Source organism: Anaerotruncus massiliensis (ex Togo et al. 2026) (assembly GCF_900199635.1).
In the GTDB taxonomy this organism is placed as follows: Bacteria; Bacillota; Clostridia; order Oscillospirales; family Ruminococcaceae; genus Anaerotruncus; species Anaerotruncus massiliensis.
Map to the genome: position 1 here is coordinate 1,192,458 of NZ_LT962687.1, position 25,607 is coordinate 1,218,064.

A 25,607-nucleotide genomic window follows, 5' to 3' on the forward strand; every position below is an offset into this window, starting at 1 on the left:
GCGTGAGGCGCTGTCATGAAAATGAGAAAAAATGGGTATCAACTGAAGTTATGTGACTGGTAAAATAGTACGCGTAACATGGTTTATTCAGAAAATCTGCGATTTTACCTATAATTTTATAAAAAGGGGAGAATCGCCGATGACAGTCGCAAATCTGGGACAGATCATCAAGGCCCGCAGAGAGCGGATGAAGATCAATCAGGAAAACCTTGCGGCCTGCGCGGGAATCAGCACAAAGCTGCTCAGCGACATCGAATGCGGCAGAGCGAACCCGACCTTTGAAACGATGGACCTTGTGGCGGCCGCGCTGGGCGTGGAGCTGGAGGAGCTGCTCCAGCCCGAGCAGGTGATCGACCTGCTTCCCAAAAACGATCTCGCGCGGTACCAGCAGATGCTCGACCGCCTTCCTCCGTTCGCGCAGGAGATGGTCATCGCGGGACTTGAGGGCGCGATCTCCCAATGTCTTCAGGTCTCCAAGGAATGGTAATGGCCGCCCAACGGGCGGCCATTTTTTGATTTTAAAGGCTCGGAACGCTTATTTGGTCCGCCGCTGCATGTGCCAGCAGAGACGCGCGGCGAACGGCTCGGACGCGAAATGCGCGGCCAGCTTGGCGGCTTTCATCAGCCCGCCGGGGATGATGAGCGCGCGGCGGGCGAAGATCCCGTCGACGGCGCGGCGTGCGGCCTCCAGGCTCGGCATCCCGCCGACGGCGAACCGCACGTCGGCGGTCCTGCTGAAGGCGGTATCCACCGGGCCGGGACAGAACGCCCCGAGATAGACGCGGCTCCCCCGGCGGCGCAGCTCCTCCCGCACGCCGAGCGTCAGCCGCATGACATAGGCCTTGGAGGCGTAGTAGGCGGCCATCTGCGGGCCGGGAAAGAAGGCCGCCGACGAGGCGACGTTGAGGATGTAGCCGCTGTCCCGCGCGATGAAGTCCCGCAGGAAGAGCTTGGTGAGGATGTGCACCGCGCGGATATTCGTATCGATCAGCCGCAGCTCGGCGTCGAGGTCGGTTTTGTCGAACATGCCGCACAGCCCGAACCCGGCGTTGTTGACGAGGATGTCGATCTTCTCCGCGCGCAGCTGCTCGTAGAGGCGGCGGCATTCCTTCTCGTCCGAGAGGTCCGCGCAGACGACCTGCGCGCCGCCGGGCAGCGTTTTGGCGAGCGCCTCCAGCTTGTCGCGGCTGCGTGCCGTCAGGATCAGTTTGCATCCCCGCGCGGCCAGTACCCGTGCGATATCCCGCCCGAGCCCGGAGCTCGCGCCCGTCACCAATGCTTTCATGCCGACTCCTCCATACTGCTTTTTCAATAGTATACCAAATTTTCGCCGTTTCACAAGGCCGGAATCCGCGGGGGAGAAAATCAACAAAAATTGAATTCTCATATCTCCCGGGCCATGATAAAATGAAGCAACAGGAACATGGCAAAGCGGGGCCCCGCTTTGTGCTGCGCCGCTGTGCGGCGCAGCAATTCCCTTTGCCGGGGGGCCGCGAAGACAAAAGGAGGAGAATACATGAAAAAGCTGATGGCACTCACCCTGGCGCTGGTACTGGCGCTCTCCCTCGGCGTAACCGCCCTTGCGAAGGACGCCCCGATCCCCGAGGGCGCGAAGGTGGTCCGGGAAATCCACCTGCGCGCGGACGGCGTCTTCTTTTACGACATGCGGGGAAATTACTATGAGGAAGAAGTCCCCACGACCGCGAAAATCTACCTGATTCCCGATATGGGGGAAGAAAACAGCCCGGACGATTATTCGGACGCGGTCGCGGACGACGGCTCGACGATCTCGGCCGATGATCTCTACTATTCAGACCTGTATGAATATCTTGGCTGCGATAGGGACGTGACCGACTTCTTCACCGCGAAGTTCAAGAAGGAGGAGGGCGCGAAAGCAATCAAATCGCTCAAGCTCGTCTCGAAAAAGATCGGTGATGTGGTCAGCAATGGCAGCTTTTACTTTGACGGCGCCGCTGAGCGTTGGGGCTTTATCGAGGGAGAGATGAAGGAGGGCTTCACCGGCGACGAGACGAAGATCGGGCTGACCGCCACCTATAAGGCGAAGGACAATCTCGACATCACCCCGTGGAACTGGGGTGAAGGCGCTCTGTATCTCGCGAAGAACGGCAAGGTCATCGTGGACTTCAAGTTCTACGTCAAAAACGACGAGCGCGGCGCGGACGCCGACTTCAAGGCGGGCGACGGCGGCGTGGTCGTGAAGCCGCAGAAGAACGAGGACAACGAGATCACCTGGGAGAGTGAAAACGACACGCTGGCGTGGCTCGCCTTCACGAGCGACGACAACGCGGCAAAGTTCTACCCGAAGATGACCACCAAATGGAGCGACCAGGATTACACGGACTATTTCGCGGATCAGGACGCCTATCTCTATGACTTCATCGGCAATCCGCAGATCGCCTCGACGAGCCGCGCGACCCTTGACCTGCGGTATCCGTTCGTGGACGAAGACGGCGAGCTGACCGTCGACCCGGAGAACGCGGTCGTCTACACGATCGGCGAGGACGGAGAGCCGGTCGATATCACCTCCGAGTTCCAGTTCGTTGAGACGGACGACGGCGACTACGTCCTGCGCACGAAGACCCGCCGGCTCGGCACCTATATCATCGCCGGGAAGCCGGCCGCATCGGATGCGGAAGCGGCCGGGGCCCCCGCGGAAACCGCCGGGGAAGCGCCCGCCGGGGAGCCCGCCGCTCCCGTAAAGGCATTCCTGCCCTCCTTTGCGAAATAGGCGGATCAAAAATCGGGAGGACCCGCGGGCCGACGGCCCGCGGGTCCTCTTTGCGTCCTCCGCTCAGGAGACAAGCCTTTTGCGCCTCCAGCGTCCGGAACGGAAATAAAGGATCCCGAACACGAAGGGGAGCAGGGGGGAGAGGCATTCGCCCCAGCAGAGCCCGGCGAAGCCGAGCCCCAGCGGGACGCTGAGCAGCCAGCTGAGCGACAGGCGCATCACCACGGAATGGAGCATCGCGTTGAGCATGGCGAAGAGGGAGTCGCCCGCGCCGGTCGCGAAGGAATCGAAGGTGTACATGACCGCGTAGACGAGGCTGTTGAAGGAGCAGCAGACGCGCAGGTAGAAGACGCCCTCCCGCACGACCTCGGGGTCGGTGTTGAAGAGCCCGATGATCCGCGCGGTGAAGAGCTGTACCGCGAGGATGCTCGCCGCCGTGACGAGCAGGGCGAGGCGCAGGCCGCTCTTGGCGGTCTCTTCCGCCCGGCCGGTATCCCCCGCGCCGAGGTTCTGCCCGGCCATCGTGGTGACCGCCTGGCCGACCGCCCAGCAGGGCATGGCGGCGAAGGAGTTGACCTTGAGGCCCACCCCCGCCGCCGCGGCCACCGCCACGCCGTAGCCGTTGAGCATGCCGGTGACGAGCAGGTAGGAGAGGTTGAGCACGGTCATCTGCACGGCGGTGGGAAAGCCGATGCGCAGGATGGCGCGGCAGGTCTTGGGCGCGGTGCGGAAATAGGAGGGGGAGAAGTCGAGGGGGAGCCCCCGCCGCCGCAGGACAAACACGGCGGTCAAAAAGGAGACGCCCTGCGACGCGGCGGTTGCGATCGCCGCGCCTTCCGTGCCGAGGCCGAGCGGCCCGACGAGCAGCAGGTCGAGCAGGATGTTGACGGCGGTGGCGACCGCCACGAAGAAGAGGGGGCTTTTGGAGTCGCCCAGCCCGCGCAGCACCGAGCAGACCGCGTTGTAGCCAAAGACAAAGACGGTGCCGAGGCAGATGACCCGCATGTAGCGGAGCGCGTGGGGCAGCGCCTCGGCGGGCAGGTTCATGAGGGAAAAGACGGGGCGGTAGGCGAGCAGGCCCGCCGCGGTGACGAGCAGGGCGGCCAGCGCCGACACCGAAAAGAGCGCGCCGGTCGTTTCCCGCTGGCCGCGCGTGTCGCGCGCGCCCTTATACTGCGCGATGAGCACCGCGCCGCCCGTGGTGACGCCGGTGCAGACCGACTGGATGATAAAGCTGAGCATGGCGGCGCTGCTGACCGCCGCGAGCCCCGCGCTGCCGACGAACCGGCCGACCACGGCCATGTCCACGATGCTGTAGAGGGATTGCAGCAGGTTTGCGAGAAAGAGGGGCGCCGCGAAGGAGAGAAGCTGTTTCGGCACGCTGCCGACGGTGAGATCGCGTTCCATGGTAAAATTCCTCGTTTCCATAAAATGAAAGGGGAGGCGGGGGCATGGCCCCCGCCTCCCCTGCGCATACCGCGCGGAAGACGCAAAAAGCCGCGGACGAAACATCGTCCGCGGCAAAATCGATCCGCATCATCCGGCGGGCACGCAGAACCGGACGGGTCCGTCCGAACGGACCCGCCGGGGAACTGTCTATCCGCCGATGAAATCGTAAAGCTCCGCACAATGTTTCATCGTTTCCAATTGCCCGGAGCGGCTTATGATACAGAGCTTCATGACAAAGCGTCCTTTCTGCTTTCTGAGGTCCATTATAGTCGGCGGGAGGCCGCCTGTCAAGAAGGCCCGGTCAGAGCCGCAGGCCCTTGACGTCCTTTTTGCGGGAGAGGATGATGTTGCAGCTGAGCTTTACGACGCCGGGCAGGCGGTAGAGGAACTCCTGCAAAAACCGTTCCATCTCCTCGCTGCTGGCGGCGACGGCGTGGACGTGCAGCTTGCTGCTGCCCGACACGAAGTAGATCTGCGTGACGGTGTCGCAGCGGTCGAGCGCCTCCGCGACCGGCTGGAGCTGCGCGGGCTCGGTCTCGATCTCAAAGTAGGCGGAGACGGCGCTGCCGATCTTCTGCGGGTTGATGATCGTCGTGTAGCCCTCGATGACGCCGCGCTTTTCCAGCGCGTCGATGCGGGCCCGCACCGCCACGCGGGAGACGCCCACCGCCTCGCCGATATCGGAATAGGACATCCGCGCGTTTTCGGTGAGCAGGGCGACGATTTTGCGGTCGAGCTCGTCCAGTCCCTTGAGATACATGCCGGTCAACCCCTTTCCCCGTTATTCTACCGCATTTTCCGCCGGAAAACAAGGCGGAACTTTCTTTTTGCAGGATTGACATTTCCGGCAGTGCGTGATAAACTGTCGTTAGTTACATAACGGAATTATAATATTACATAACGGAAGAAGGGGAAGTGCTTGGCAGGGGACATGACCGAGGGCGGGACGACCGGCGCGATCGTGCGCTTTTCGCTGCCCATGATGGGCGGCGCACTGCTCCAGCAGCTCTATAACGTCGTCGACACGCTGATCGTCTCCCACTTCATCGGCGCGGGGGCGCTGGCGGCGGTCGGCTCCTCCTATACGCTGATGGTCTTTCTCACCTCGGTGGTGCTCGGACTCTGCATGGGGAGCGGCGTCATCTTTTCGATCTTTTTCGGCGCGCGGGAGCCCGACGCCCTCCGGCGCGGCATCTTCAACGCCTTCCTCTTCATCGCGGCGGTCTCCTTCGCGATCTTCCTGCTCGCGGCGGGCAATCTCGACCGCATCCTGACGCTGCTGCACATCCCAGCGGACATCCGGGCGGACACCCGCGATTACCTGCGGATCATCTTCTGGGGAATCGGCTTCACCTTCCTCTACAACTTCTTTGCCGCCGCGCTGCGCAGCATCGGCAATTCCGCCGTCCCGCTCGCCGCGCTCGCCGTGGCGGCGGCCGCAAACGTGGCGCTCGACCTGCTCTTCGTGCTGCCGTTCGGCATGGGGGTCGCGGGGGCCGCGCTGGCCACCGTGCTCGCGCAGGCGCTATCCGCGCTGATCGTGACCGTCTACAGCCTGCTGCGCGTACCCGCCTTCCGCCTGGAGCGCGCCGATCTCCGGCTCGACGGGCGGCTGATGGTCCGCATCATGAAATGCTCGGTCCTCTCGAGTATCCAGCAGTCGGTCATGAACTTCGGCATCCTGATGATCCAGGGGCTGGTCAACAGTTTCGGCGTGGCGGTGATGGCCGCCTTTGCCGCCGGGGTCAAGATCGACTCCTTCGCCTACCTGCCGGTGCAGGAGTTCGGCAACGCCTTCTCGACCTTTGTGGCGCAGAACTACGGCGCGGGCAAGCGGGAACGGATCCGCGCCGGACTGCGCGCGTCGGTGGCGGGGGCGGCCGCCTTCTGTCTGGCGATCTCCGCGCTGGTGGCGGCCTTCGCCCGCCCGCTCATGGAGATCTTCGTGCCGGCGGGGGAGACGGAGATCCTGGCGGTCGGGATCCAATACCTGCGCATCGAGGGCAGCTGCTACATCGGGATCGGGCTGCTCTTCCTGCTCTACGGGCTCTACCGGGGCCTTGAGCGGGCGCAGATGTCCATCCTGCTGACCGTCGTGTCCCTCGGCGTGCGCGTGGCGCTGGCCTACGCGCTCGCGCCCATCCCGCGGATCGGCCTGCAGGGCATCTGGTGGGCGATCCCCATCGGGTGGCTGCTGGCGGACCTGGCCGGCTTCCTCTGGTACGGCCTGCGGCGGGAACGGCTGCTCTCCCCGCTGGCGCGGCCGGAACAATAGGACTGGTTTTGCGAGCCTCCCCGCAGAGCGGGGAGGCTCGCTTTGCAATTATGCATAGAAATTTAAGCCGCCCTTTGTGGGATTGGCAGAACTTTACCCGTGGGCTTGACTTTTCCTGCGAAAACAGTTATTACTAATAACAGTAATAGTTACTATTATAAAATTAGGAGGATTTCAATGCTGGATTTGAAGGCGTTCCAGAAGATTACCTATGGGGTATACCTTGTGTCGTCCCGGTGCGGGGACATCTCGTCCGGCTGCGTGGTCAACACGCTGACCCAGGTGACGACCTCGCCCGCGCAGGTGACCATCGCGATCAACAAGCAGAACTACACGACCGAAATCATCCGGAAATCGGGCCGCTTCACGGCGGTGGTGCTCTCCCAGTCGGCCATGATGGAGCTGATCGGCAGGTTCGGGTTCCACTGCAGCCGCGACACCGAAAAATTTGAGTCCTTCCGCACCCGCGTCGACGAGAGCGGCGTTCCCTTCGTCTGCGAGCAGGCCTCCGCGCGCTTCAGCTGCAAGGTGGTAAGCAGCATGGACGCGGGCACCCACATCATCTTCCTCGGGGAGGTGGAGGCCGCCGAGGTGCTCGACTCCACCGGCCCGATGAGCTACGCCTACTACCACCAGATCAAAAACGGCGTCACACCGCCCAGGGCCTCGGTCTACCAGCCCGAGCCGGCAAAGGGCTACCGCTGCAGGATCTGCGGCTACGTGCTGGATTCCGACACGGTTCCGGACGACTTTGTCTGCCCGATCTGCGGGCGGGGCAAAGAACATCTGGAAAAGATCACGGGCTGAGAGGGGGGCGCGGAATGAAGATGCAGGGTAAAACGGTCATCGTTACCGGCGGCGGCCGGGGCATCGGCTTCGGCATCGCGACCGCCTTTGCCAGGGAGGGCGCGAACATCGCGATCACCAACCTGAACGAGCAGGGCCTCGAGGAGGCCAAAAAGGCGCTGGAAGGGTATGGCGCGCAGGTGCTGACCGTCGTGGCGGACGGCGCGGACGAGCGCGCGGTGGCCTCGGCCGTCAAGCAGACGGCCGACCGGTTCGGCGGCATCGACGTGGTGGTCAACAACGCGCAGGCCTCCAAATCGGGGGTGCTGCTCGTCGACCACACGACCGCCGACTTCGAGCTCGCGCTCCACAGCGGCCTCTACGCCGCCTTCTACTACATGCGGGCCGCCTTTCCCTACCTCAAGCGGGCGAAGGGGCTCGTCATCAACCTCGCGTCGGGCGCGGGGCTGTCGGGCAAATCGGGCCAGTCCTCCTACGCGGCCGCCAAGGAGGGCATCCGCGGCCTCTCCCGCGTGGCGGCGACCGAGTGGGGAGAATTCGGCGTGCGCGTCAACGTCGTCTGCCCGCTCGTGATGACGCAGGCGCTGGAACAGTGGAGCAGGGACTACCCGCAGCTCTACCGGGATACGATCAAGCATATCCCCCTCCAGCGATTCGGCGACGCCGAAAAGGACATCGGGCGGCTGTGCGTCTTCCTCGCGTCGGAGGACGCCTCCTACATCACCGGACAGACGATCGAAATCCAGGGCGGCACCGACCTGCGGCCCTGACGGCGGATGCCGAATCCCCCGGCGAAAGCCGGGGGATTTTTTGCGTCGCCGGGGCCGCGCGCGGGAAAATTTCGCGCCGGCTTGCATCGCGGCGCTTTTCCGGTATACTAGATAGCGGGACATGCACCGTCCCGCCAAGAGACCAAAGCGATTGGAACGATGAGATGAAACGGCTGGTAATCGGGATTCTGGCGCACGTGGACGCGGGCAAGACGACCCTTTCGGAGGGGATGCTCTACCGCGCGGGGGAGACCCGCCGGCTCGGACGGGTGGACCACGGGGACGCCTTTCTGGATACCTACGCGCTCGAACGGGAGCGGGGCATCACGATCTTTTCCAAGCAGGCGCTGCTGCACCTGGACGGGGCGGAGATCACCCTGCTGGACACCCCGGGGCATGTGGATTTTTCCACCGAGATGGAGCGGACGCTCCAGGTGCTGGACTACGCGGTCCTCGTTGTCAGCGGCACCGACGGGGTGCAGAGCCATACCGAAACGCTCTGGCGGCTGCTCGAGCGTTACCGCGTCCCGACCTTCCTCTTTGTGAATAAGCTCGACCTGCCGGGCGCGGGCCGCGGGGCGCTTCTGGCGGAAGTGCAGGCGCGGCTGGACGGCGGCTGCGCCGACTTCGGCGCGGACCGCCCGCGCGGCGCGCTGGAGGAGTCCGTCGCCCTCTGCTCGGAGGAGCTGATGGAGCGGTATCTCGAGGCGGGCGCGCTCGAAGACGGGGAGATTGCGGAGGCCGTCGCGAAGCGGCGGGTGTTCCCCTGCTTTTTCGGCTCGGCGCTCAGGCTCGAGGGGGTGGACGCGTTCCTCGCGGGGCTCGCGCGCTATACCCGCGAGCCCCCGCGCCGGGAGGCGTTCGGCGCGAAGGTCTACAAGATCGGCTGGGACGAGCAGGGCGTCCGGCTCACCTACCTGAAGGTCACCGGCGGCAGCCTCCGGGTCAAGGCGGCGGTTTCCGGAAGCCGGGAGGGGGAGCCGTGGGAGGAGAAGGTCAACCAGCTGCGCGTCTATACGGGGGCGAAGTTCCGGACGGTGGAGGAGGCGCTCCCCGGCATGGTGTGCGCCGCCGCGGGGCTTTCCTGCACCCGTCCCGGGGAGGGCCTCGGCGCGGAGCCGGATTCCGGGCTCCCGTCGCTGCGCCCGGTGCTCGGCTACCGGGTGGAACTGCCGCGGGGAGTGGACGCGCACACCGCGCTCACCCGTTTCCGCCAGCTTGAGGAGGAGGACCCGCAGCTGCACGTCGTGTGGAACGAGGCGCTCCAGGAGCTCCACGTGCAGCTCATGGGCGAGGTGCAGCTCGAGGTGCTGGGCAGCCTCGTCCGGGAACGGTTCGGGATGGAGGTCGGCTTCGGGCAGGGCAGCATCCTCTACCGGGAGACGATCGCCTCGACGGTGGAGGGGGTCGGGCACTACGAGCCGCTCCGCCACTACGCCGAGGTGCACCTGCTGCTCGAGCCGGGGGAGCGGGGAAGCGGGCTGCGGTTCGCCTCCGCCTGCCGCGAGGACGACCTCGACCGCAACTGGCAGCGGCTCATCCTGACCCATCTGGAGGAGAAGACCCATCCGGGCGTGCTGACAGGCGCGCCCATCACCGACATGAAAATCACGCTGGCGGCGGGGCGCGCCCACCAGAAGCACACCGAGGGGGGCGATTTCCGCCAGGCGACCTACCGCGCGGTGCGGCAGGGCCTGCGGCGGGCCGAAAGCGTCCTGCTCGAGCCGTGGTACGACTTCCGGCTGGAACTGCCGTCCGAGGCGGTGGGCCGGGCGATGTCCGATCTGCAGCGGATGGGGGGCTCCTTCGCGCCGCCCGAGACGGAGGGGGACCGGTCGGTGCTGACCGGCAGCGCCCCCGTGTCCGAAATACGGGGCTACCAGATGGAGGTCACCGGGTACACGCGCGGCAGAGGGCGGCTCTCCTGCTCCCTCAGGGGCTACGAGCCCTGCCACAACGCCGAAGAGGTGATTGCCGCCGCAGGCTACGACTGCGACGCGGATTTGGACAACCCGGCGGATTCGGTCTTCTGCGCCCATGGGGCGGGCTTCCTCGTCAAATGGGACGAAGTGCCGGCGCACATGCACCTCGAAAGCGTTCTCGGCGCGCCGAAGGAACCTGCCGGCGTCCCCGGGGAGCGCGCCGCCGAGCGGCGGGCGGCCGATTACTGCGCGATGGTGGCGGAGGACCGGGAGCTGCTGGAGATTTTCGAGCGCACCTACGGCCCCATCCGCCGGGACCCGCGCAAGGCGTTCCGCCCGGTCAGGAGGGAGCCCGCCCGGCGGCCCCCCTCCCAGCCCCCCAAGGGACTCGATGGGCCGGAATACCTGCTGGTGGACGGCTACAACATCATCTTCGCGTGGGACGACCTGAACGCCCTCGCGCAGGAGAACCTGGACGCGGCGCGCGGGCGGCTGGTCGACCTGCTCTGCAACTACCGTGGCTTCCGGCAGTGCGAGGTGATCGTAGTGTTCGACGCCTACCGGGTGAAGGGGAACCCGGGGGAGGTCGAGCGGGTGCACAACATCAGCGTGGTGTATACGAAGGAGGCCGAGACGGCCGACATGTATATCGAGAAGGTCACCCGCGAGCTCGGAAAGCACAACCGGGTGCGGGTGGCGACCTCCGACGCGCTCGAACAGCTCATCATCCTCGGGCACGGCGCGCTGCGGATTTCCGCCGACGCCTTCCGCGAGGAGGTGGCGCAGGTGGAACAGGCCATCCGCGAATACCTCGAATCGGGCGGTCCCGCCGCCCGGTAGGGTCGAATCCCGCCGCCCGCGCGGCGGGATTTTTGCGCGCTGGGCCGCGGCGGCGAATATTCCTGTGCGGGAAAAAATTTTCTTCTTACATCCCGGCGGCTTTTTGTGGTAAAATATAGATGCGGCGCGCGGCGGACAGCCATGCGAAAGCGCGGATCGCGAAGAACTGCTGCGACGGCTCACGCCCCCGGGCGGAGCGGGCAAGAGGACCTCGGAGGTAATCGGAAATGTATCAGGTTGGAGATTTGGTCTTTTACGGAGGAACGGGCGTCTGCGAGGTGGCGGACATCGCCATGCGGAAGGTGCCGGGCGCGTCGGGGGAGCAGCCCTACTACACGATGAAGCCGCTCTATCAGGAGTGCGTCATCCGCACCCCGGTGAACGGCAACAAGGTGTTCATGCGGCCGATCCTCACAAAGAAGGAGGCGGAGGAGCTGGTCGACAGCATCCCCACCGTACAGGCGAAGGCTTATTACAGCCGGGTGCTGGGAGAGCTGGCCGAGCACTACGCGAACGCCCTCAAAACCTATGACAGCGCGGAACTGGTCGAGCTGACCATGTCGATCTACGCGAAAAAGCGGGAGCTGGAGGGCCAGCGCCAAAAGTTCGGCACGGTGGACGAACGGTTCATGAAGCGCGCCGAGGAGCTCCTCTTCGGGGAGCTGGCCGCCGCGCTGGGCATCCCCAGGGAGGAGGTGCCGCGCTATATCGAAGCGCGGCTGGAACGCCCCGGGGAGGACGGCGGGGACGCGGAGGCATAAGAGGAATCAACGGGGGCCGGTCGCAGGACCGGCCCCCGTTTTTCAGGCTCGGAGAGAATCCCCGCGCCGCCGACGCGGCCGTCCGGCCCGGCGATTCGATCCCGCGCGGGGCCGCCGCCCGTCCGCTTTCCGGTTGAAAAGGGCGCGCGGGTAACGTATAATGGGGACAGGCAATGCGGCCAATTTTCGGAAACGGACGGATCACAGACATAAAGGAGGCAGTCAAATGAGTATCCACATCGGAGCAAAGCCGGGCGAGATCGCCGACCGGGTGCTGATGCCGGGCGACCCGCTGCGGGCGAAGCATATCGCGGAGACCTTTCTGGAGGGCGCGGTCTGCTATACCCAGGTGCGCGGGATGTACGGATTCACCGGCACCTACAAGGGCAAGCGCGTCTCGGTGCAGGGCAGCGGCATGGGGATGCCGTCGATGCACATCTACGCCAGCGAGCTCATGCAGGAGTACGGCGCCAAACGGATCATCCGCGTCGGCACCTGCGGCGGCCTGCGGGCGGAACTGAAGCTCAAGGACGTCGTGATCGCATCCGCGGCCTCCACCGATTCCAACATCAACAAATGTCGGTTCGGGCCGATCTCCTTCGCGCCGTCGGCGGATTTTGAACTGCTGCTGGGCGCCTATCAGACGGCGCGGGAGAGGGGGATGCGCGCCACCGTCGGGCCGATCTTCACGAGCGACCGCTTCTATTCCGACGACCTGCCCGAAAAGACGAAGATGCTCGCGGACTACGGCATCCTCGCGGTTGAGATGGAGACCTGCGAGCTCTATACGCTGGCCGCGAAGCACCACATCCAGGCGCTCACCCTGCTGACGGTGAGCGATAACGTCGTCACCGACGAGATCACCTCGCCGGAGGAACGGCAGACGAGCTTCAACGACATGGTCGAGCTGGCGCTCGAAATCGTCTGAGCCTGACGGGATGCGGCGAAAGCCGCATCCCGTTTGCGGGAAAGGAGCCCCCATGAACGAGATCATCGAAAGCCTGCTTTCGCGCAGGTCGGTCCGCGCCTTTGAGGAGCGGGCAGTCCCCGCGGCGGAAAAGGAGGCCATCCTGCTCGCGGCGGTCAACGCCCCCACGGCGGGCTGCCAGCAGCTCTACACCATCCTCGACGTCACCGACCCGGAGCTCAAGGCGCGGCTCGCCGAAAGCTGCGACCACCAGCCGTTTATCGCGAAGGCCCCGCTCGTGCTGGTCTTCTGCGCCGACTGCCAGAAGTGGTACGACGCCTTCCTGGCGGGCGGGTGCGCGCCGCGCCTGCCGGGCGCGGGGGACCTGCTGCTCGCGGTGGACGACAGCCTCATCGCGGCGCAGAACGCCGTGACCGCGGCGTGGAGCCTCGGCGTCGGCTCCTGCTACATCGGGGACGTGATGGAGCGGTGCGAGGAGCACCGGGCGCTGCTCGGCCTGCCGGACTATGTCTTCCCGGCGGCGATGGTGGTGTTCGGTTATCCGACCGCCGGGCAGAAGGCCCGCAAAAAACCGGAACGGTGCGCGATGGAGCGGATCGTGCAGGAGAACCGCTACCGCCGGATGGGGGCGGACGAGCTGCGGGATATGCTCGCCCCGAAATCGGGCGCGGACGGCTATGAGGCGTGGCTCGCGGCCTTCTGCGGGCGCAAGTATAACTCCGCCTTTTCCCGCGAGATGACCCGTTCGGTGGAGGCCTACCTCGCGGCCTTCCGCCGGGAGGAGCCGTGAGGCGGACGGCCGCCCCGGGACAAAAGCGGGGCGAAGAGCCCCTTCCCGCCCTCCCGTCCGACCGGCTGGCGCGGCCCGGCGGAAGGGAGCAATCAAACGGCAAGGGCCGGAGGCGACCGCCTCCGGCCCTTTATCGCTCCGCCCCTTCCGTCTCATCCAGGCGGATGGAGATTTGCAGGACGTAGTTTTCATATCCGCTGACCGACAGCTCGTCGAGCAGCACGTCCTCGAAGAAGCTGCCCATCAGCGGGAGCCCCTGCTCCCGCGCATACCGGAGCAGGTCCCGGTAGGTCTCATGCGCCGAGTCGTAGCCGCCGCAGTGGCGGGCGGTGAGGTAGCTGCCCGCCTGCCTGACGTAGACGGGCAGGCCCCTGGGGGGCGCGTCCAGCTGGGTGTAGAAGTGGGAATAGCGGGTGAAATCCCCCCGCTCGACCTCGGAAAGCCCGATCATCGAGCCGGTCGCGTAGGGGCTGACGATCTCGTGCTCGTCGCAGAAGCGGACGTGCTCGGCCAGCGACAGGGCGGCGCTGCGCTCGCTGGTGAGGGGCGGCACCTGGGTGCGCACGAGGTATTTCTCGGGAAATGGACGGACGCAGGGGCCCTCCGGTCCGGATGCGAGCGCGCTTTCGGTGAGTTCCGCCTTGCGGCGGATGAGCTCCTTCATCCGCCGCAGGCGGCGGATCTTTTCGTCGAGCAGGCGCGCCTCCCCCTGGAGCAGCCGGACCAGCTCCTCCGGGCTGCGCCGGTCGAGGTAGGCCTTGATCTCCCGCAGCGGGATGTCGAGCTCCTTGAGGGTGGAGATCACGAAGAAGACGTCGATCTGCGCCATCGAATAGTAACGGTAGCCGTTTTCCGCCTTGACGGCGGGGGAGAAGACGCCCAGCTCGTCGTAGTGGAAGAGGGTGTGCTTGCTTACGCCGCACAGCCGCGCGAACTCGCCCGTCGTGAGGTACTGCGGATTCTTTCCCATTTTTTAAATTCCCCCTTGACTATCGGGTTACCCGATGGTTTATTATAGACCGCAGTGACTTTTTTTACAACAGGAGGTATTTCTCATGCATCCCGCGATTTCCAGGGAGTTCCACTTCGGATCCCTGCTGCGGTTCGCGCTGCCGACCGTGATTATGATGATCTTCATGTCGATGTATACCATTGTGGACGGCATCTTTGTCTCCCGGTTCGTCGGCACCGACGCGCTTTCCGCCACAAACATCGTCTATCCGGCCCTCAACCTCGTGCTGGCGGTGGCCATCATGCTCTCCACCGGCGGCAGCGCGATCGTCGCGCGCAAGCTGGGTGAGGGCGACCCGCAGGGCGCCCGGGAGAGCTTCGCCCTCATCGTCGCGGCGGGCGTGGCGGCGGGCGTCGTCATCGGCGTTCTGGGCCTCGCGTTCCTCGAACCGCTCTGCACGATGCTCGGCGCGAACGGCCGCCTGATGGCCGACTGCAAGGCCTACCTGGGCACGCTGATGCTCTTCGTGCCCGCCTCGGTGCTTCAGATTCTCTTCCAGAGCTTCTTCGTCACGGCGGGGCGGCCCGGCCTCGGGCTCGGGCTGACGATCGCGGCGGGGGTCTCCAACGCGGTGCTCGACTATTTGCTCATCGTGCCCGCCGGGATGGGCATCACGGGCGCGGCGGTGGCCACCGCCATCGGCTGGTGCATCCCCGCTCTGGCGGGGGTCGCCTATTTTCTCTTTTCCCAAAACCCGCTGCGCTTCGCCCGCCCGAAGCTCGACTGGCGGACGCTCGGGGAGAGCTGCTTCAACGGCTCCTCCGAGATGGTGACCAACATTTCCACCGGCGTGACCACCTTCCTCTTCAACATCCTCATGCTCCGCTACCTCGGGGAGGACGGGGTGGCCGCGATCACCATCGTGCTCTACGCGCAGTTTTTGCTGACCGCGCTCTACCTCGGCTTTTCGATGGGGGTCGCGCCGGTCGTCAGCTTCAACTACGGAAGCGGGAACACCCTCCAGCTCAAGCGGCTCTTCAAGATCTGCGCCCTGTTCATCGGCGGCTCGTCGGCGGTCGTCTTCGGGGTTTCGCTGCTGCTGGCGGGGCCCCTTGTGGGGGTCTTTTCCCCGCCCGGCACGGCGGTCTATGAGATCGGGCGGGAGGGCTTCCTGCTCTTTTCCCTGAGCTTCCTCTTCGCCGGGGTCAATATCTTCGCCTCCGCGTTTTTCACCGCGCTTTCCAACGGGCGGGTTTCCGCCGCCATCTCCTTCCTGCGCACCTTCGGCTTCCTGATCGTTGCGCTGGTCCTGCTGCCGAAGGCGGTCGGCGTGACGGGGATCTGGCTGGCCGTCCCCTTCGCAGAGCTGGCCACTGCGGGGGTCGCCGCCCTCTTCCTCTGGCGCAGCCGCGAGGTCTACCGGTACCTGTAAAGCCGCGTTGATCCCTCCGGCCCTCTTGGATTGCCGGGAGGTTTGTGATATACTGGAGGCAGTTCGATGCTGGAGGGATGGTAATGGCGGACGCGATGGCTCTGGCGGGGGATATCGTCTCCTGCAGCGGGCTGATGCTGCTCTTTTTGCTGCTCACCGAGCCGCGCTATCCCATGCGCCGCACCGCGGCCCTGCTATCTGCGGTCTTCGCGGCGACCGCCGCCGCCTATATCGCCGCCGTCCTCGGCCTTGGGCTTACGCCGGGGCAGGCCTCCCTCGTCTGTTTTTCGATCCCAAGCCTCACGGCCTGCCTGCTGCTCTCCAAATACCGGGACGGGCGGTTCCTCTTTACCTTCTGCACGATCGACGTGCTGGGGTTCATGCTGATTGCCGTTTCCCGCATCTCCGCCGTCCTGCTCGGCGGCGACGACTGGGTCAGCCTCCTTTTCCGGCTCGCGTTGATAGGGTTGCTGGTGGCGCTCTTCCTGCGCATCCGCGGCAATTACCGGCGGGTGATGGCGGAGCATTCGACCGGCTGGGGGATGCTGGCCGCGGTGTCGGTCCTTTTCTATGCGATGCTCTATCTGCTCGTGACCTATCCGGCCCCGCTGATCGGGCGGAGGGAATACATTCCCGTGGTGCTGTTCTTCTGCGCGACGGTGCTGGCGACCTACGTGGTAATCTACCAGGCGATCGTGCGCATGGTGAAGCTCTCCGAGAGCGAGCAGAGCGAACTGCTGCTGCAAACGCGGCTGGAACTGCAAAAGAGCCAGCTCGAATTGCAGCAGGTCTACTACCGGATGGCTTATGTCGACAGCCTGACCGGGCTTGCCAACCGCGCCTCCTTTGAGCGGCGGCGGAAGGAGATCGAGGCGGACCTTGTCCACAACCGGCCGGTATGGTGCGTGTCGGCGGACCTGAACAACCTCAAGGAGGTCAACGACGCGCGCGGTCACGAATGGGGCGACCGCCTGCTCCGCGAGACGGGGCAGCTGCTGACGCGGCTTCTGGGGGAGGCGTTTGAGATCTTCCGGCTGGGCGGGGACGAATTCATACTGCTCTCCTGCGGCACGCCGTCCGACAAGGTTTCGGCGCTGCTGGGAAACCTCTATCCCGCGATAGAGGCGCACAATGCCGCGGGCAATCTGCCGGTCAGCCTTGCCGCGGGCTGGGACAGCCTGCGGGAGGGGGAGGACGACCTGGCCCCGCTTATCGCGCGGGTCGACCGGGAGATGTACCGCCGCAAGCGGGAGATGAAGAAGGACGCGTCCCGTCCGGCTGACGAAATTTGACAAAACACAGAACGGACACAGATTATAATTGAACTGGAAACATTTCCATAGTATAATGAAAACAGCATCCCGCAGCGGGCGGGACGGACCCAAACACCAACGTCAACAGAAAAGGGGACAAGATGATGAAACAGCTTGGCAAGAAGTTTACCGCGGTCCTGCTGGCCGCCATGATGGTGCTGAGCCTCGCCGTGATGGCGAGCGCCGCGACCACCCAGACCGCCGGCACCTACAGCGTCACCGCGCAGGCGGACAAGATTCTCTTCACGCGTAACGGCGCGTCGGCTTCCTACCCGATCAAAACCGCCAACATCAAGCTGACCACCCATAAGGACGGCGACCTGCTCGTCTGCTTTACCGATTCGACCGGCAAGGCCCGCAACGTGACGGTCGGCAAACAGACCTCCCTGACGCTCAGCGGCCCGATGGCCTCTCTGACGCTCGCCAAGGAGCTCAACGACGGCGTGGCCGTGACCCTCGGCGCGACCGCAAACGTCACCACAATGACGGTCGACACCCCGAACCCGGTCGCGATCAACGGCAAGGTCGGCACCCTCAAGGTGACCGCGGCCGCCAACATCACGCTGGCCAAGGGCGCGACGGTCACCAAGAAGGACGTCACCTCCAAGACCGCGAAGATCACCACCTCGGCGAACACCGCCGTGACGGCCGCCCCGACCGCCGCCGCGACGAAGCCTGCGGCGACGAAGCCCGCCGCCTCTTCCTCCGCCTCCACCGGCTCGAAGGGCGACTACCGCGTCAAGATCGATTCGATCTACTGGGACGAGGATGAAGCGACTCTCGGCGACGTGCTCGACGAGCTCAACGACAACCTCGAGGTCTATGACTACGCCACCCGCACCTACCTCGCGGGCGACGCCAGGTGGACCACCTCCAACAACCGTTCGGTCCAGAGCGGAAAGAGCTACACCTTCACCTTCACGCCGGACGACAAGTCCTACGCGCCGGTCGACGGTTCGGTAAAGATCTATCTCGACGTGGCCTCCGGTGAGATCGACCTCGAGCTCAAGAGCCCGGGCTATCTCGTTGCGAAAGACGACGATGTTAAACTGAAATCGCTGCTTAGCGACCTGAAGAAGATGGTCAGGGCTTACGACGACAACGGCGACGAGGTCAAGGGTACTGTTTCCTGGGTCAGTAACGGCAGCAATACCATTGACAACGGCCGCTCCTATACTTACAAATTCAAACCGAGCAGCAGCCGCTATGAGTCGGAAGAAGGAAAGGTTTATGTCTACACGGAAGGCAATGAACCGTAAGCTGCACTGATTTTAATAAGGTGCGGGTCCCGTTTGGGACCCGCACCTTTTGTATTTTGTCGCAAATTGTTAAGGGAATTGTAAGAATTTTGTCGACCCGCAGGAAAGAACTGTCTGGTATCATCGAAGCATGACGAGAGAGGGGAGGTGTGGTATAATCATGAAAACGAGGGTCGCGGCCGGACGGATTGCGCCGAGGCCGCAAATCGCCTGCGGGGGGACAAAACGAATGGAAGAGAGACTGAGTGTGCTGGTCGTGGACGACGACCGGGAGATCGTGGAATCGATCGCGATCTATCTGAGCAGGGAAAATTTACAGATCTATAAAGCGTACGACGGCCTGCAGGCGCTCGACGTCGTGGCCGGCCACACCATCCACCTGATATTGATGGACGTGATGATGCCCCGGCTAGACGGCATCAAGGCGATGCTGAAGCTCCGGGAGGAGCACAACATCCCCATCATCCTCGTCTCGGCGAAGAGCGAGGACACCGACAAAATTTTTGGGCTGGAGTTCGGCGCGGACGACTACATCACCAAGCCCTTCAACCCCCTTGAGCTGATCGCGCGGGTCAAAAGCCAGCTCCGCCGCTATGTGCAGCTCGGCACCGCCGCGGACGCGGGCGGCGCGTCGGAGGTGCTGTCGGTGGGCGGGCTCGCCCTCGACGTGCACCAGAAGCGCCTCACCGTCGACGGCGAGGAGGTCAAGCTCACCCCGATCGAATACAAGATCATGGAGCTGCTCATGCGCAACCAGGGGCGGGTGTTCTCGATCGATGAAATCTACGAACGGGTGTGGAACGAGCCGAGCTTCGCGCCGGAAAACACCGTCGCGGTCCACATCCGCCGCATCCGCGAGAAGATCGAAATCAATCCGCGGGAACCAAAATATTTGAAGGTGGTGTGGGGCATTGGCTACAAAATCGAAAAAGCGTAGGCCGGGGCTGTGTTTCTTCCTCTTTTTCCTCAGCCTGTCGATCCTGCTGACGGCGGGGATTCTCACGCCGTTCGCGCTGGAAAACGAGGTCGCGGCCGACTACAAGGACACCGCGAGCTACCGCAGGCTGATGGGCTCCCTCATCGGGGACGCCTACGACATCGCGCGCGGCAAGCAGGAGGCGGACACCCTGCTGTGGGGGGAGGACAACGTCAGCTTCGACATCTATGACGGGGCCACCCGGGAGAACTGGTCGAAGAACGCCTCCGGAAACGGGGAGCTGCTCGCCGCCGACCTGCTGGAGCAGGTGGGCGCGGGACAGTACGACCACGTGGTCTACATCAACGGGATCCATATGAAGGAACGGCTCTTCACCTTCGGCAGCGGCGTTCAGGAGCGCGAATACGACTCCCTTTGGCGCTCCCCTTACGCCGCGAGCTTCTCCTCCGGGGGGCTTGGGGCCGAATCCCCGACGATCGCCATCGCGGTCAAGGCGCGGGACCAGATGCTCAACTACGGCCCCGTCTACAGCGAATACTACCGCTGGTTCCGGTGGATGATGGTGCTTTCCGCCGCGGGCGCCGTCGCGGGGCTCGCCCTGCTGGTGCTGCTCGGCACGCTGATCGCCCACCGCACCCTCGGCGCGGCGCACCGCGCCATCGCCTCCGCGATGGGCCGGCTGTGGATGGAGGTCAAGCTCCTCCTCTCGGCCGCCGCGCTCGGCTTCGGCGGGTGGACGCTGTGGGCGACGTTCAGCGGGGAGCTTGGCCCCGCGCCCGGCATCGCCGTCTTCCTGCTCTGCTTCTGGTGGTGCTGGCTCGTGCTGGCCGACCTTGCCGTCAACGGCAGGGAGTTCTTCCGGAACAACATCCCCATGTCGGTCGTGCGGTTCATGAGGAGCCTCGAGAGCCCCTATGAGTTCCTCGAGCGGATGAAGACCCGGCTGGCCGTGCTGATCGGCGTGGAACTCATCCTTCTGGTCGTGTTCGGCGTGCTGATCCTGCTCGGGCCGGTCGGATGGATCCTCGACGTCGGCGTGTTGGCGCTCGGCATCTTCCTGCTCGCGCGCTTCGTGCTCGAATATAATCGCAACATGGACGAGTTCTCCAAGGTGGTGGACTACACGGCGGGCGTCCGCGGCGGCACGGTCCAGGGGCCGCTTCTGCTGCGGGGCGACTTCGCCGGGCTGGGGGAGGACCTCAGCGACATCATGAGCGGCGTGAGCCGCGCGGTCGAGGAGCAGGTGCGCAGCGAGCGGATGAAGGTCGAACTGGTGACCAACGTCTCCCACGATCTCAAAACGCCGCTCACCTCGATCATCAACTACGCCGACCTGCTCGGGCAGGAAAACCTGACCCCCGATTTCGCCAACGACTATGTGAAGATCATCGGGCAGAAGGCGGGACGGCTCAGCCACCTCGTGCAGGATCTGTTTGAAATCTCCAAGGCGAACAGCGGCGCGATCGATCTGGAACCCGAGCGGATCGACGTGGTCGCGCTGGCCGAGCAGACGATCGCCGAGATGGACGAAAGGATGAACCCGTCCGGCGTGGAGATCAAGGCGCAGCTCGCCCCCCAGCGGCTCTTCGTCTGGGCGGACGGCAGGAAGCTGCACCGCGTCTTTGAAAACCTGCTGGGCAACGCCCTTAAATATTCCCTCGCCGGCACCCGCGTCTACATCGTCGTGCGGCAGGCGGAGGAGACGGCGGAGATCTCCTTCAAAAACGTGGCGAGCTATGAGATGACCTTCACCGCCGAGGACATCGTCGAGCGGTTCCAGCGGGGGGACGCCTCCCGCACCGGAGAGGGCAGCGGGCTCGGGCTCGCGATCGCCAAGAGCTTTGTGGAGCTTTCGGGCGGCGCGCTGTCGATCGAGCTGGACGGCGACCTCTTCAAGGCCACGGTGACGCTGCCCCTCTGCCAGGAGGAGCCGGCCCCGCGGCCGGAGGAACCGGCCCCCGTTTTGCGGGAGGACGGGGACGCGCCCGGGGATGGCGTACCGGAGGCGGAATATCTGGTTGCGGCGGGCGGCGTGCCGTCCGATGAACAGGCTCCTCCTGAACCCACGGATGAATAGAGCACCCCGAAAGCGAAAGGCCCGCGGCGCTGCCGCGGGCCTTTCGCCGTCCGGTGCGGGCGCGGATTAAGATTCCGTTAGAAATCGGCGCGGGGGCTTTTCTTGGGCGCGCGATATGGTATGATGGGGGCAGAAAAAAGTGGGGGAGGGAACGGGATGTCGGGAAAGAAGCTGTTCCTCGTCGGGCTGCTCTGCGTCGCCCTGGTCGCGCTCATTCTGCTGGCGCTGACCTCGGCGTATATCGCCGTGTCCTACCGGTGGCTGCTCGTCCCGCTCGGGGTCTGGGCGGCGGCGATGCTGGTCTTCCATTTCCGCAAAAAGGACGGCTGAGGAGAAAGGCCGGGAGCCCCGCGGGGCTCCCGGCCTTTTCTCCTCACAGCTCGTCGCAGGGGATGCCGCGGACCGCGTCCTCGGTGCCGGCCTCGCAGGCGATCTCGTAATAGCGGATCTTGTGGTTGATCTTTTCCATGTGCTTTTGAAGCTGGGAGATCTGCTGCTCGACGATCGACTTCTGCCGCCGGAACATCGCCAGCCGGTCGGCCAGCGTGGAATCGCCCTGCACGCACCAGTCGATGAACTGCCGGATATCCCGGATGGGCATCCCCGTGCTCTTGAGGCAGGTGATGACCGACAGCCACTCGAAATCGCTCTCCTTGAAGGCGCGGAACCCCGAGGGGGACCGGTCCACGAAGGGCAGCAGCCCCTCCTTGTCGTAATAGCGTAGCGTGTGCGCAGTCAGCCCCGCGCGCCGCGCCGCCTGCGCGATGGTGTAGCTCATTCCGCGTCCTCCTTTTCATTCGACAGGTAGTTTTCGATGCGGCACTGTTCTGTGACTTCCTTCCCGAGGAGGGTGATGGCCTTCCGCGGGCAGAGGCTGATGCAGCGGTAGCACATGGTGCAGCGGCCGCGCGGCAGGGGCCTTCCGTTTTGTATGGAAAGGTTGCGCATGGGGCAGACCCTTTCGCAGAGGCCGCAGCCGACGCACGCCCCGCTGAATTTGGGCCCGTCGGAATAGCGCGCCGTCTTGCCGTAAAACCAGAGGCGCTGTCCCAGCAGGCCCGCGATGCGGCGGGAGAGTCCCAGCCCGTCCCTTGGGAAGTCCCCGGCCAGGATGCGGGCGGCGGCCTCCCGCATCTTTTTTTCCGCCGCTTTGACGATTTTCCGGTTTTCCTCGAGCGGCTTTTTCAGAAGCCTGCTGTCGCAGACGGAGTCGGGCATGCGCAGGTGCAGGCCGCCGGTGACGGCGGCGCCGCACCTCTTCAGGATTCTGGCGGCGCAGCCCGCGCCGTCGCCGCTGAACGCGCCCATGGTCGCCAGGCAGAGGACCTGCTTTCCCCGCCAGAGCTCCGCATGGTCCCGGATGAACGCGCGCACCATCAGCGGGGCGTTGGAGTACTGGATGGGGTACGCCAAAACGATCGAGGAATGCGCCGCGGCCCGTTCGGCGGCGTTTTCCTCCTCGATGGGCACCGCCTCCGCCGTTTCGTCGAGCAGGCGCAGCAGGTATTCGACGCAGTATCTGGTGTTGCCGGTTCCGCTCAGGTAGAGACCGATCACGCCGGGACGCCTCCTTTCACCGGGGAAGAATATTTTTTGGGGGTATTGACTTCGAGCATACTCTAAGGTCTATAATCATATCGTACCAGAAACGCCGCCGCGGCGCAAGCGGCGGAATATCATCAGCGGAGAAAGGATGCGGTGAAAGCATGAGAACGATGAAGCTGGGCGCCGCCGGGCCGACCGTTCCGGTCGTCGCGGTCGGCTGTATGCGGATAAACAACCTCGACGGCCCCGCCGCCGAACGGTTCGTGCAGGCGGCGCTCGATTTGGGCGCGAACTTTTTCGACCACGCGGACATCTACGGGGACGGCGCCTGCGAGGAGATCTTCGCGAAGGCGGCGCACATGAGCCCGTCGGTGCGGGAAAAACTGATCCTCCAGTCCAAATGCGGCATCGTCAAGAACCCGCGCATGTTCGATTTCAGCAGGCGGCACATCATCGAGTCGGTCGAGGGCAGCCTGCGCAGGCTCGGGACCGAATACCTGGACGTGCTGCTGCTCCACCGCCCCGACGCGCTGATGGAGCCCGACGAGGTCGCCGGCGCGTTCGAGGAGCTCGCCGCCGCGGGCAAGGTGCGGCACTTCGGCGTCTCCAACCAGAACCCCGGCCAGATGAAGCTGCTCCAGCGCGCGATGGGTCCCCGCCCGATCGTGGCCAACCAGCTCCAGCTGAGCATCACCAACTGCAACATGATCTCCAACGGCTTCAACGTCAACATGGAAAACGACTCCGCCCTCTGCCGCGACGGAAGCGTGCTCGACTTCTGCCGGCTCCACGACATCACGATCCAGCCCTGGTCCCCCTTCCAGTACGGGTTTTTCGAGGGGGTCTTCCTCGGCAGCGACAAATTCCCCGCGCTCAACCGCGTGATCGACGGGATCGCGGAGCGGCATGGGGTCAGCAATACGACGGTCGCCATCGCGTGGATCCTCCGCCATCCGGCCCATATGCAGCCGGTCGCGGGCACGATGAATCCCGGGCGGCTCGCGGATATCTGCCGCGCGGCGGACGTCACCCTCTCCCGTGAGGAGTGGTACGCGATCTATCAGGCGGCGGGCAACGTCCTGCCCTGATTCAAACGAGATAAAGGAGCGATATCAGATGAAATTCAACTACTACATTCCCACCCGCATCCTCTTCGGCAAGGGGATGCTGAACCGGCTGTCGCGGCAGGAGCTGCCCGGCAAAAAGGCGCTCATCGTTACGACGGGCGGAACCTCGGTCAAAAAATACGGTTACCTCGCGCGGGTCGAGGAGCAGCTTGACAAGGCGGGCGCGGAGCACCTGCTCTTCGACAGGATCCTGCCCAACCCGATCAAGGACCACGTTATGGAGGGCGCGGCGCTCGCCAAGGCAAACGGCGTGGACTTCGTCGTCGGGCTCGGCGGCGGCAGCGCGATCGACTCCGCCAAGGCGATCGCGATCATGGCGGCCAACGAGGGGGACTACTGGGATTATATCTCGGGCGGCACCGGAAAGGGACTCACCCCTCCGAACGACCCGCTTCCCGTCGTCGCGATCACGACGACGGCGGGTACCGGCACCGAGGCCGACCCCTGGACGGTGACCACCAAGACCGAGACGAACGAGAAGATCGGCGGCGGCTATGACAAGACCTTCCCGGTGCTGTCGGTCGTCGACCCCGAGCTGATGCTGACGGTGCCGAAGCGGCTGACCGCCTACCAGGGCTTCGACGCCCTCTTCCACAGCACCGAGGGGTACCTCAACTGCACCGCCTACGTGCTCAGCGACCTCTACGCACTCAAGGCGATCGAGCTGATCGGCAAAAGCCTCGCGGCGGCGGTCGCGGACGGCGGCAACCTCGAGGCGCGCGCCGACGTCGCGCTGGCCAACACGCTGGCAGGCATGGTCGAATCGACCTCCGGCTGCACCTCCGAGCACAGCCTCGCCCACGCAATCAGCGCCTATCACCCGCAGTTCGAGCACGGCGCAGCGCTCATCTCGGTGAGCCGCGCCTACTATACCCACTGGGCGAAGGCGGGCTGCTGCGACGAGCGGATGGTCGATATGGCAAAGGCCCTCGGCAGGAAGGACGCGAAGGAGCCGATGGACTTTGTCGCCGCGCTCGAGGAGCTCATGCGCGCCTGCGGCGTGGACGACATCAGGATGAGCGGCTACGGCATGAAGCGGGAGGAGCTTGAAAAGTACGCCCGCAACGCGCGGGAGACGATGGGCGGCCTCTACGAGGTCGACCCCGCGCCTCTCTCCGACGCGGACGCGCTGAAAATTTTGGAGGAGTCCTACCGGTAACGGTAAAAAGGCCCCGGACATTGTCCGGGGCCTTTTTTGTCAGATGCCCTGCCGGGCCGCGCCTCGGAAGAGTTCCGCGCGGCTCTAGGCGCAGGCGTCGAGCCCCGGCGCGCCGCCGTCCAGGACGGCGTGACGGTTGCGCGCCTGCCCCCGACCCGGCGGAGATTTTGCCGGTTTTTCCTGCGGCCGCGCGGCGCGGGAAAAATTCCCCCTTGCATTTTTGCGCGAAATGGGATATGATATCTGCAAATCCTTCCGTTTGATCGGAACATACAGGGAGTAACGCTTGATGTCGGCAATTTATGAGGTGGCTTTCCACTAAAACCGAATAGCCCGGAACGGAGCGGGAGCGCGGGGAACGCCCGGCGCTTTTGCGACGTTTGCGCCACCTTTCGTGAATACTGTCGCGCAGCAGGCTGCGCAGCGCAGGACACGTTTGGCGTGTCCTTTTTTGCGCCCTGATCGCGCGCAGCGGCACGCCGGACAATCCCGCGGAGACAGGCTGAAAGGTTCTG

Annotated in this window: 23 protein-coding genes; 17 read left to right on the plus strand and 6 right to left on the minus strand. The window is 64.6% G+C overall.

Annotated features, from left to right (window positions below):
* The first annotated feature begins 139 nt into the window (after nt 1–139).
* Nucleotides 140–487, plus strand: a complete 348-nt coding sequence (locus C1A13_RS06140; RefSeq protein ID WP_101550161.1) for a helix-turn-helix transcriptional regulator — start codon at nt 140–142, stop codon at nt 485–487.
* A 48-nt stretch (nt 488–535) separates the two neighbouring features.
* On the opposite strand, the gene C1A13_RS06145 is transcribed toward C1A13_RS06140, so the two are convergent.
* Nucleotides 536–1,285, minus strand: coding sequence for an SDR family NAD(P)-dependent oxidoreductase (locus tag C1A13_RS06145; RefSeq protein WP_101550162.1), 750 nt, complete (start codon nt 1,283–1,285; stop codon nt 536–538).
* Between the two features lie 231 nt (nt 1,286–1,516).
* On the opposite strand from C1A13_RS06145, the gene C1A13_RS06150 reads away from it, so the two are divergent.
* The gene (locus tag C1A13_RS06150) at nt 1,517–2,749 is read left to right on the plus strand and encodes a hypothetical protein (RefSeq protein WP_101550164.1); all 1,233 of its coding nucleotides are present in this window, start codon (nt 1,517–1,519) and stop codon (nt 2,747–2,749) included.
* A 63-nt stretch (nt 2,750–2,812) separates the two neighbouring features.
* Here C1A13_RS06150 and C1A13_RS06155 read toward each other — a convergent pair whose 3' ends face one another.
* Complete coding sequence (locus C1A13_RS06155; protein ID WP_242970820.1) at nt 2,813–4,156, minus strand: MATE family efflux transporter; 1,344 nt, start codon at nt 4,154–4,156, stop codon at nt 2,813–2,815.
* A gap of 343 nt (nt 4,157–4,499) precedes the next feature.
* Complete coding sequence (locus tag C1A13_RS06160) at nt 4,500–4,958, minus strand: Lrp/AsnC family transcriptional regulator (protein WP_101550169.1); 459 nt, start codon at nt 4,956–4,958, stop codon at nt 4,500–4,502.
* Between the two features lie 171 nt (nt 4,959–5,129).
* Here C1A13_RS06160 and C1A13_RS06165 point away from each other — a divergent pair, with 171 nt between their 5' ends.
* The 7 genes from C1A13_RS06165 to C1A13_RS06195 all read left to right on the plus strand — a co-directional run bounded on the left by C1A13_RS06165 (nt 5,130) and on the right by C1A13_RS06195 (nt 13,291).
* Nucleotides 5,130–6,473 carry an MATE family efflux transporter gene (locus tag C1A13_RS06165; RefSeq protein ID WP_101550171.1) on the plus strand — a complete coding sequence of 448 codons (1,344 nt, stop codon included), beginning with the start codon at nt 5,130–5,132 and terminating at the stop codon, nt 6,471–6,473.
* Between the two features lie 177 nt (nt 6,474–6,650).
* Nucleotides 6,651–7,280, plus strand: coding sequence for a flavin reductase (locus tag C1A13_RS06170; RefSeq protein WP_101550173.1), 630 nt, complete (start codon nt 6,651–6,653; stop codon nt 7,278–7,280).
* Nucleotides 7,281–7,294: 14 nt separating this feature from the next.
* Entirely contained in the window at nt 7,295–8,050 is a 756-nt protein-coding gene (locus C1A13_RS06175) for an SDR family NAD(P)-dependent oxidoreductase (protein ID WP_101550175.1), read from the plus strand.
* Nucleotides 8,051–8,214: 164 nt separating this feature from the next.
* A complete protein-coding gene (locus C1A13_RS06180) occupies nt 8,215–10,812 on the plus strand; it encodes a translation factor GTPase family protein (RefSeq protein WP_101550177.1) in 2,598 nt (865 codons plus the stop codon).
* Between the two features lie 227 nt (nt 10,813–11,039).
* Nucleotides 11,040–11,573 carry a CarD family transcriptional regulator gene (locus C1A13_RS06185; RefSeq protein WP_101550179.1) on the plus strand — a complete coding sequence of 178 codons (534 nt, stop codon included), beginning with the start codon at nt 11,040–11,042 and terminating at the stop codon, nt 11,571–11,573.
* A gap of 226 nt (nt 11,574–11,799) precedes the next feature.
* Nucleotides 11,800–12,501 (plus strand): purine-nucleoside phosphorylase, encoded by a 702-nt coding sequence (gene deoD, locus C1A13_RS06190; RefSeq protein ID WP_101550182.1) that lies wholly within the window; start codon nt 11,800–11,802, stop codon nt 12,499–12,501.
* Between the two features lie 52 nt (nt 12,502–12,553).
* Nucleotides 12,554–13,291, plus strand: a complete 738-nt coding sequence (locus C1A13_RS06195) for a nitroreductase family protein (protein WP_101550183.1) — start codon at nt 12,554–12,556, stop codon at nt 13,289–13,291.
* 130 nt (nt 13,292–13,421) lie between these two features.
* On the opposite strand, the gene C1A13_RS06200 is transcribed toward C1A13_RS06195, so the two are convergent.
* Complete coding sequence (locus C1A13_RS06200; RefSeq protein ID WP_101550184.1) at nt 13,422–14,261, minus strand: MerR family transcriptional regulator; 840 nt, start codon at nt 14,259–14,261, stop codon at nt 13,422–13,424.
* Nucleotides 14,262–14,346: 85 nt separating this feature from the next.
* Between C1A13_RS06200 and C1A13_RS06205 the strand changes: the two genes are divergently transcribed.
* The 6 genes from C1A13_RS06205 to C1A13_RS14870 all read left to right on the plus strand — a co-directional run bounded on the left by C1A13_RS06205 (nt 14,347) and on the right by C1A13_RS14870 (nt 21,591).
* On the plus strand, nt 14,347–15,675 hold the full coding sequence (locus C1A13_RS06205) for an MATE family efflux transporter (RefSeq protein WP_101550187.1): 1,329 nt from the start codon (nt 14,347–14,349) through the stop codon (nt 15,673–15,675).
* A gap of 83 nt (nt 15,676–15,758) precedes the next feature.
* A complete protein-coding gene (locus tag C1A13_RS06210; RefSeq protein WP_172439192.1) occupies nt 15,759–16,967 on the plus strand; it encodes a GGDEF domain-containing protein in 1,209 nt (402 codons plus the stop codon).
* A gap of 125 nt (nt 16,968–17,092) precedes the next feature.
* Complete coding sequence (locus tag C1A13_RS06215) at nt 17,093–18,247, plus strand: hypothetical protein (RefSeq protein WP_101550192.1); 1,155 nt, start codon at nt 17,093–17,095, stop codon at nt 18,245–18,247.
* A gap of 241 nt (nt 18,248–18,488) precedes the next feature.
* Nucleotides 18,489–19,184 carry a response regulator transcription factor gene (locus C1A13_RS06220; RefSeq protein WP_172439312.1) on the plus strand — a complete coding sequence of 232 codons (696 nt, stop codon included), beginning with the start codon at nt 18,489–18,491 and terminating at the stop codon, nt 19,182–19,184.
* Nucleotides 19,159–21,261, plus strand: a complete 2,103-nt coding sequence (locus C1A13_RS06225; RefSeq protein ID WP_101550196.1) for a sensor histidine kinase — start codon at nt 19,159–19,161, stop codon at nt 21,259–21,261. Before C1A13_RS06220 ends, C1A13_RS06225 begins: the two co-directional genes overlap by 26 nt.
* A 156-nt stretch (nt 21,262–21,417) precedes the next feature.
* Nucleotides 21,418–21,591: a hypothetical protein gene (locus C1A13_RS14870; RefSeq protein WP_172439193.1), complete on the plus strand. Its 174-nt coding sequence runs from the start codon at nt 21,418–21,420 to the stop codon at nt 21,589–21,591.
* A 43-nt stretch (nt 21,592–21,634) separates the two neighbouring features.
* Here C1A13_RS14870 and C1A13_RS06230 read toward each other — a convergent pair whose 3' ends face one another.
* Nucleotides 21,635–22,039, minus strand: a complete 405-nt coding sequence (locus tag C1A13_RS06230; RefSeq protein ID WP_101550199.1) for a MerR family transcriptional regulator — start codon at nt 22,037–22,039, stop codon at nt 21,635–21,637.
* Nucleotides 22,036–22,818: an EFR1 family ferrodoxin gene (locus C1A13_RS06235; protein WP_101550201.1), complete on the minus strand. Its 783-nt coding sequence runs from the start codon at nt 22,816–22,818 to the stop codon at nt 22,036–22,038. Before C1A13_RS06235 ends, C1A13_RS06230 begins: the two co-directional genes overlap by 4 nt.
* 149 nt (nt 22,819–22,967) lie before the next feature.
* On the opposite strand from C1A13_RS06235, the gene C1A13_RS06240 reads away from it, so the two are divergent.
* Nucleotides 22,968–23,894, plus strand: coding sequence for an aldo/keto reductase (locus C1A13_RS06240; RefSeq protein ID WP_101550203.1), 927 nt, complete (start codon nt 22,968–22,970; stop codon nt 23,892–23,894).
* A 28-nt stretch (nt 23,895–23,922) separates the two neighbouring features.
* Entirely contained in the window at nt 23,923–25,092 is a 1,170-nt protein-coding gene (locus C1A13_RS06245; protein ID WP_101550205.1) for an iron-containing alcohol dehydrogenase, read from the plus strand.
* Nucleotides 25,093–25,607 lie beyond the last annotated feature (515 nt).

What these genes read in the sequence shown, in the direction of transcription:
- C1A13_RS06140 (WP_101550161.1), top strand. Translation starts at nt 140, where the DNA reads ATGACAGTCGCAAATCTGGGACAGATCATCAAGGCCCGCAGAGAGCGG.
- C1A13_RS06145 (WP_101550162.1), bottom strand. Translation starts at nt 1,285, where the DNA reads ATGAAAGCATTGGTGACGGGCGCGAGCTCCGGGCTCGGGCGGGATATC.
- C1A13_RS06150 (WP_101550164.1), top strand. Translation starts at nt 1,517, where the DNA reads ATGAAAAAGCTGATGGCACTCACCCTGGCGCTGGTACTGGCGCTCTCC.
- C1A13_RS06155 (WP_242970820.1), bottom strand. Translation starts at nt 4,156, where the DNA reads ATGGAACGCGATCTCACCGTCGGCAGCGTGCCGAAACAGCTTCTCTCC.
- C1A13_RS06160 (WP_101550169.1), bottom strand. Translation starts at nt 4,958, where the DNA reads ATGTATCTCAAGGGACTGGACGAGCTCGACCGCAAAATCGTCGCCCTG.
- C1A13_RS06165 (WP_101550171.1), top strand. Translation starts at nt 5,130, where the DNA reads ATGACCGAGGGCGGGACGACCGGCGCGATCGTGCGCTTTTCGCTGCCC.
- C1A13_RS06170 (WP_101550173.1), top strand. Translation starts at nt 6,651, where the DNA reads ATGCTGGATTTGAAGGCGTTCCAGAAGATTACCTATGGGGTATACCTT.
- C1A13_RS06175 (WP_101550175.1), top strand. Translation starts at nt 7,295, where the DNA reads ATGAAGATGCAGGGTAAAACGGTCATCGTTACCGGCGGCGGCCGGGGC.
- C1A13_RS06180 (WP_101550177.1), top strand. Translation starts at nt 8,215, where the DNA reads ATGAAACGGCTGGTAATCGGGATTCTGGCGCACGTGGACGCGGGCAAG.
- C1A13_RS06185 (WP_101550179.1), top strand. Translation starts at nt 11,040, where the DNA reads ATGTATCAGGTTGGAGATTTGGTCTTTTACGGAGGAACGGGCGTCTGC.
- deoD (WP_101550182.1), top strand. Translation starts at nt 11,800, where the DNA reads ATGAGTATCCACATCGGAGCAAAGCCGGGCGAGATCGCCGACCGGGTG.
- C1A13_RS06195 (WP_101550183.1), top strand. Translation starts at nt 12,554, where the DNA reads ATGAACGAGATCATCGAAAGCCTGCTTTCGCGCAGGTCGGTCCGCGCC.
- C1A13_RS06200 (WP_101550184.1), bottom strand. Translation starts at nt 14,261, where the DNA reads ATGGGAAAGAATCCGCAGTACCTCACGACGGGCGAGTTCGCGCGGCTG.
- C1A13_RS06205 (WP_101550187.1), top strand. Translation starts at nt 14,347, where the DNA reads ATGCATCCCGCGATTTCCAGGGAGTTCCACTTCGGATCCCTGCTGCGG.
- C1A13_RS06210 (WP_172439192.1), top strand. Translation starts at nt 15,759, where the DNA reads ATGGCGGACGCGATGGCTCTGGCGGGGGATATCGTCTCCTGCAGCGGG.
- C1A13_RS06215 (WP_101550192.1), top strand. Translation starts at nt 17,093, where the DNA reads ATGAAACAGCTTGGCAAGAAGTTTACCGCGGTCCTGCTGGCCGCCATG.
- C1A13_RS14870 (WP_172439193.1), top strand. Translation starts at nt 21,418, where the DNA reads ATGTCGGGAAAGAAGCTGTTCCTCGTCGGGCTGCTCTGCGTCGCCCTG.
- C1A13_RS06230 (WP_101550199.1), bottom strand. Translation starts at nt 22,039, where the DNA reads ATGAGCTACACCATCGCGCAGGCGGCGCGGCGCGCGGGGCTGACTGCG.
- C1A13_RS06240 (WP_101550203.1), top strand. Translation starts at nt 22,968, where the DNA reads ATGAGAACGATGAAGCTGGGCGCCGCCGGGCCGACCGTTCCGGTCGTC.
- C1A13_RS06245 (WP_101550205.1), top strand. Translation starts at nt 23,923, where the DNA reads ATGAAATTCAACTACTACATTCCCACCCGCATCCTCTTCGGCAAGGGG.